This is a genomic window from Methylobacter svalbardensis, from assembly GCF_037671525.1.
GTDB classification, from domain to species: Bacteria; Pseudomonadota; Gammaproteobacteria; order Methylococcales; family Methylomonadaceae; genus Methylobacter_A; species Methylobacter_A svalbardensis.
The window spans coordinates 1-5,604 of record NZ_JAWPOH010000112.1 but is presented as its reverse complement, the minus strand read 5'-3'; the positions used below and the strand labels follow the sequence as shown (position 1 = coordinate 5,604).

The following is a 5,604-nucleotide window of genomic DNA, read 5'->3' as shown; positions in this document are numbered from 1 at the left end:
ATTCGCTAAGTTGAATCAAACGCAAGGCAAAAAAAAACCCAAGTGCAGAGACTTGGGTTTTTAATTTAAGAGCTTGGCAATTCCCTACTTTCGCATGGCAAACTGCCACACTATCATCGGCGCTAAATGGTTTCACTTCCGAGTTCGGGATGGGATCGGGTGGTTCACATTCGCTATGGTCACCAAGCAAACTGGTGTAGTCGGTTTGCACCAACTGTCATGCAACAGGGGTAACACTCGGCGGCTTTTCAGCCTTTTGCCTTGCGTCTTACCTGCTTTTATGGAAATCTGTAACTTCTCTGGTTGGCGATTATCAGCTGTCACTAAGCCTTGCTTAGTTTACAACACCTTCAAACTGATTGGGTGTTATATGGTCAAGCCTCACGGGCAATTAGTACACGTTAGCTTCACACATTACTGCGCTTCCACACCGTGCCTATCAACGTTGTAGTCTTCAACAGCCCTTCAGGGGACTTATAGTCCCAGTGAGATCTCATCTTGGGAGGGGCTTCCCGCTTAGATGCTTTCAGCGGTTATCCTGTCCGAACATAGCTACCCGGCGATGCCACTGGCGTGACAACCGGAACACCAGAGGTTCGTCCACTCCGGTCCTCTCGTACTAGGAGCAGCTTCCCTCAAATCTCAAACGCCCACGGCAGATAGGGACCGAACTGTCTCACGACGTTCTGAACCCAGCTCGCGTACCACTTTAAATGGCGAACAGCCATACCCTTGGGACCTGCTTCAGCCCCAGGATGTGATGAGCCGACATCGAGGTGCCAAACACCGCCGTCGATATGAACTCTTGGGCGGTATCAGCCTGTTATCCCCGGAGTACCTTTTATCCGTTGAGCGATGGCCCTTCCATACAGAACCACCGGATCACTATGACCTACTTTCGTACCTGCTCGACTTGTCCGTCTCGCAGTCAAGCACCCTTATGCCATTGCACTCATCGCCTGATTTCCGACCAGGCTGAGGGTACCTTCGTGCTCCTCCGTTACTCTTTAGGAGGAGACCGCCCCAGTCAAACTACCCACCATACACTGTCCCCAATCCGGATAACGGACCTAGGTTAGAACTTCGAACATACCAGGGTGGTATTTCAAGGTTGGCTCCACAAGAACTGGCGTTCCTGCTTCGAAGCCTCCCACCTATCCTACACAAATAGGTTCAAAGTCCAGTGCAAAGCTATAGTAAAGGTTCACGGGGTCTTTCCGTCTAGCCGCGGGTATACGGCATCTTCACCGCAATTTCAATTTCACTGAGTCTCGGCTGGAGACAGTGTGGCCATCGTTACGCCATTCGTGCAGGTCGGAACTTACCCGACAAGGAATTTCGCTACCTTAGGACCGTTATAGTTACGGCCGCCGTTTACTGGGGCTTCGATCAAGAGCTTCTCCGAAGATGACCCCATCAATTAACCTTCCAGCACCGGGCAGGCGTCACACCCTATACTTCCTCTTTCGAGTTTGCAGAGTGCTATGTTTTTGCTAAACAGTCGCAGCCACCAATTTATTGCAACCCCTTTCAACTCCACGAGTAAATCGCTTCACCTACTTGGGGTGTACCTTCTCCCGAAGTTACGGTACCATTTTGCCTAGTTCCTTCAGCCGAGTTCTCTCAAGCGCCTTAGAATTCTCATCCCATCCACCTGTGTCGGTTTGGGGTACGGCCACTGATAACCTGAAGCTTAGAGGTTTTTCTTGGAAGCATGGCATCAATCACTTCGTCGTTCCTAAGAACAACTCGTCATCACGTCTCAGAATATAGGTTCCCGGATTTGCCTAAGAACCCTCCCTACTCGCTTAAACTGCCTATTCCAACAGACAGCTGACCTAGCCTTCTCCGTCACCCCATCGCAGTTACCACTGGTGCAGGAATATTAACCTGCTTTCCATCGACTACGCCTTTCGGCCTCGCCTTAGGTACCGACTAACCCTGCGTCGATTAGCGTTGCGCAGGAAACCTTGGATTTTCGGCGTGGGGGTTTTTCACCCCCATTATCGTTACTCATGTCAGCATTCGCACTTCTGATACCTCCAGCCCACTTCTCAATGAACCTTCGCAGGCGTACAGAACGCTCCTCTACCGCCACACTAAAAGTGTGACCCGTAGCTTCGGTACTATGCTTAGCCCCGGTAAATCTTCCGCGCAGACCGACTCGACCAGTGAGCTATTACGCTTTCTTTAAAGGATGGCTGCTTCTAAGCCAACCTCCTGGCTGTCTGTGCCTTTCCACATCGTTTCCCACTGAGCATAGATTTTGGGACCTTAGCTGACGGTCTGGGCTGTTTCCCTTTCCACGACGGACCTTATCACCCGCCGTGTGTCTCCCGTGCTCAAACTTGTTGGTATTCGGAGTTTGCATCGGGTTGGTAAGTCGAGATGACCCCCTAGCCGAAACAGTGCTCTACCCCCAACAGTTATACACGAGGCGCTACCTAAATAGCTTTCGAGGAGAACCAGCTATCTCCGAGCTTGATTAGCCTTTCACTCCGATCCACAGCTCATCCCCTCATTTTTCAACATAAGTGGGTTCGGCCCTCCAGTAAGTATTACCCCACCTTCAGCCTGGCCATGGATAGATCGCCCGGTTTCGGGTCTAATCCCAGCGACTAAACGCCCTATTAAGACTCGCTTTCGCTACGCCTCCCCTATTCGGTTAAGCTTGCCACTGAGATTAAGTCGCTGACCCATTATACAAAAGGTACGCAGTCACATAACAAGTATGCTCCCACTGCTTGTACGCATACGGTTTCAGGATCTATTTCACTCCCCTCTCCGGGGTTCTTTTCGCCTTTCCCTCACGGTACTGGTTCACTATCGGTCAGTAAGGAGTATTTAGCCTTGGAGGATGGTCCCCCCATGTTCAGTCAAAGTTTCACGTGCTCCGACCTACTCGTTTTCACTGCACAGCGTTTTCGTGTACGGGGCTATCACCCTGTATCGCCAGACTTTCCAGACTGTTCCACTAACAACTGTACAACTTAAGGGCTAATCCCCGTTCGCTCGCCGCTACTAAGGGAATCTCGGTTGATTTCTTTTCCTCTGGGTACTTAGATGTTTCAGTTCCCCAGGTTCGCTCAATACAGCTATGTATTCACTGTAATGTGACCCACTGATGTGGGCCGGGTTTCCCCATTCGGAAATTTTCGGATCAAAGCTAGTTTGCAAGCTCCCCGAAACTTATCGCATGCTACAACGTCCTTCATCGCCTCTCACTGCCTAGGCATCCACCGTATGCGCTTATTCACTTGACCATATAACCCCAATGAGTCTGCTCTCGCTTCATGTTGCCATGAGTGAAGATTAGATTTTTGTGTGTTATCGATCAGCTTTCTTAATCGCTTTTTTCTGCTTTTGAGAACTCATTCTTATGTTCGTCGATCCAACCTTCCATCGACTCGGTGTCTTCATGTTAATTGCTTAACAAGCTCGACTTCGTTGACTTTCTGTTGTAACCTCAGTTCACTCGAACTCGTTTTAAGTTTCTCCATGGTTTTATTCCATGAAGTTACTTTGTTACAGATTTCCATATTGTTAAAGAGCTATTCATGCATTTATTCATGCACCAATTCTATAAGGTCTCTGCTGATTCTTTTTTAGAATCGAAACGTTATAGAATTGGTGGAGCTAAGCGGGATCGAACCGCTGACCCCCTGCGTGCAAGGCAGGTGCTCTCCCAGCTGAGCTATAGCCCCAGTGTTTGCTGAGTCCCCTAGCCACATCACGTTTGCCATCACGGCAAGGTGGTGGGCCTGGGTGGACTCGAACCACCGACCTCACCCTTATCAGGGGTGCGCTCTAACCAACTGAGCTACAGGCCCTAGGCTCATACTGCGTGTGATCAAAATAATTTGTTGTGGGTACTCATGACAACATTCAGTTGCAATTTGTAAGGAGGTGATCCAGCCCCAGGTTCCCCTAGGGCTACCTTGTTACGACTTCACCCCAGTCATGAATCACAAAGTGGTGAGCGCCCTCCCGAAGGTTAGACTACCCACTTCTTTTGCAACCCACTCCCATGGTGTGACGGGCGGTGTGTACAAGGCCCGGGAACGTATTCACCGCGACATTCTGATTCGCGATTACTAGCGATTCCGACTTCATGGAGTCGAGTTGCAGACTCCAATCCGGACTAGGACCGGCTTTCTGGGATTTGCTTACTTTCGCAAGTTCGCAGCCCTCTGTACCGGCCATTGTAGCACGTGTGTAGCCCTACCCATAAGGGCCATGATGACTTGACGTCGTCCCCACCTTCCTCCGGTTTATCACCGGCAGTCTCCCTAGAGTTCCCGGCATTACCCGCTGGCAACTAAGGACAAGGGTTGCGCTCGTTACGGGACTTAACCCAACATCTCACGACACGAGCTGACGACAGCCATGCAGCACCTGTCTCAGAGCTCCCGAAGGCACTCTACTATCTCTAACAGATTCTCTGGATGTCAAGGGTAGGTAAGGTTCTTCGCGTTGCATCGAATTAAACCACATGCTCCACCGCTTGTGCGGGCCCCCGTCAATTCATTTGAGTTTTAACCTTGCGGCCGTACTCCCCAGGCGGTCGACTTAATGCGTTAGCTGCGCCACTAATCCTGTAAATAGGACCAACGGCTAGTCGACATCGTTTACGGCGTGGACTACCAGGGTATCTAATCCTGTTTGCTACCCACGCTTTCGTACCTCAGCGTCAGTTCTAGTCCAGGGAGTCGCCTTCGCCACTGGTGTTCCTTCAGATATCTACGCATTTCACCGCTACACCTGAAATTCCACTCCCCTCTACTAAACTCTAGTCCGCCAGTTTCAAATGCAGTTCCCAGGTTGAGCCCAGGGCTTTCACATCTGACTTAACGAACCGCCTACGCACGCTTTACGCCCAGTAATTCCGATTAACGCTCGCACCCTCCGTATTACCGCGGCTGCTGGCACGGAGTTAGCCGGTGCTTCTTCTAAAGGTAATGTCAAGAGACAGGGTATTGACCTGCCTGTTTTCCTCCCAATTGAAAGTGCTTTACAACCCTAAGGCCTTCTTCACACACGCGGTATTGCTGGATCAGGCTTGCGCCCATTGTCCAATATTCCCCACTGCTGCCTCCCGTAGGAGTCTGGGCCGTGTCTCAGTCCCAGTGTGGCTGATCGTCCTCTCAGACCAGCTATAGATCGTCGCCTTGGTAGGCCTTTACCCTACCAACTAGCTAATCTAACGCAGGCTCATCTCATAGCGAAAGGTCCGAAGATCCCCTCCTTTCCCCCGTAGGGCGTATGCGGTATTAGCGTGGGTTTCCCCACGTTGTCCCCCACTATGAGGCAGATTCCTACGCGTTACTCACCCGTCCGCCACTCGTCAGCGCCCGAAGGCCTGTTACCGTTCGACTTGCATGTGTTAAGCATACCGCCAGCGTTCAATCTGAGCCATGATCAAACTCTTCAGTTTATATCATTTTGCCACTCAATAAGATGAGTAGCCAATCTTGGCTCGACTACAGATTCAAACGTTTATAATTTCTTATCTACGTAAGTTCTCATGTCGACTATTTATTACAAACGTAAATAGCTCGTCACAAGCACCCACACAAATTATTTTGATCAGATTTTTAAAGAGCG

The 5,604-nt window shown here is 50.4% G+C and carries 2 tRNA genes and 3 rRNA genes; all 5 read right to left on the bottom strand.

Going from position 1 to position 5,604, the window contains the following annotated elements:
• Positions 1-71: 71 nt before the first annotated feature.
• The 5 genes from rrf to RW114_RS19565 all read right to left on the bottom strand — a co-directional run bounded on the left by rrf (position 72) and on the right by RW114_RS19565 (position 5,434).
• A 5S ribosomal RNA gene (gene rrf, locus RW114_RS19585) occupies positions 72-187 on the bottom strand.
• A 183-nt stretch (positions 188-370) separates the two neighbouring features.
• A 23S ribosomal RNA gene (locus RW114_RS19580) occupies positions 371-3,263 on the bottom strand.
• Between the two features lie 365 nt (positions 3,264-3,628).
• Positions 3,629-3,704, bottom strand: a tRNA-Ala gene (locus RW114_RS19575).
• A 49-nt stretch (positions 3,705-3,753) separates the two neighbouring features.
• A tRNA-Ile gene (locus RW114_RS19570) sits at positions 3,754-3,830 on the bottom strand.
• A 69-nt stretch (positions 3,831-3,899) separates the two neighbouring features.
• Positions 3,900-5,434 (bottom strand): 16S ribosomal RNA (locus tag RW114_RS19565).
• Together the 16S, 23S and 5S rRNA genes with 2 tRNA genes alongside form the textbook arrangement of a ribosomal RNA operon.
• Between the last annotated feature and the right edge of the window lie 170 nt (positions 5,435-5,604).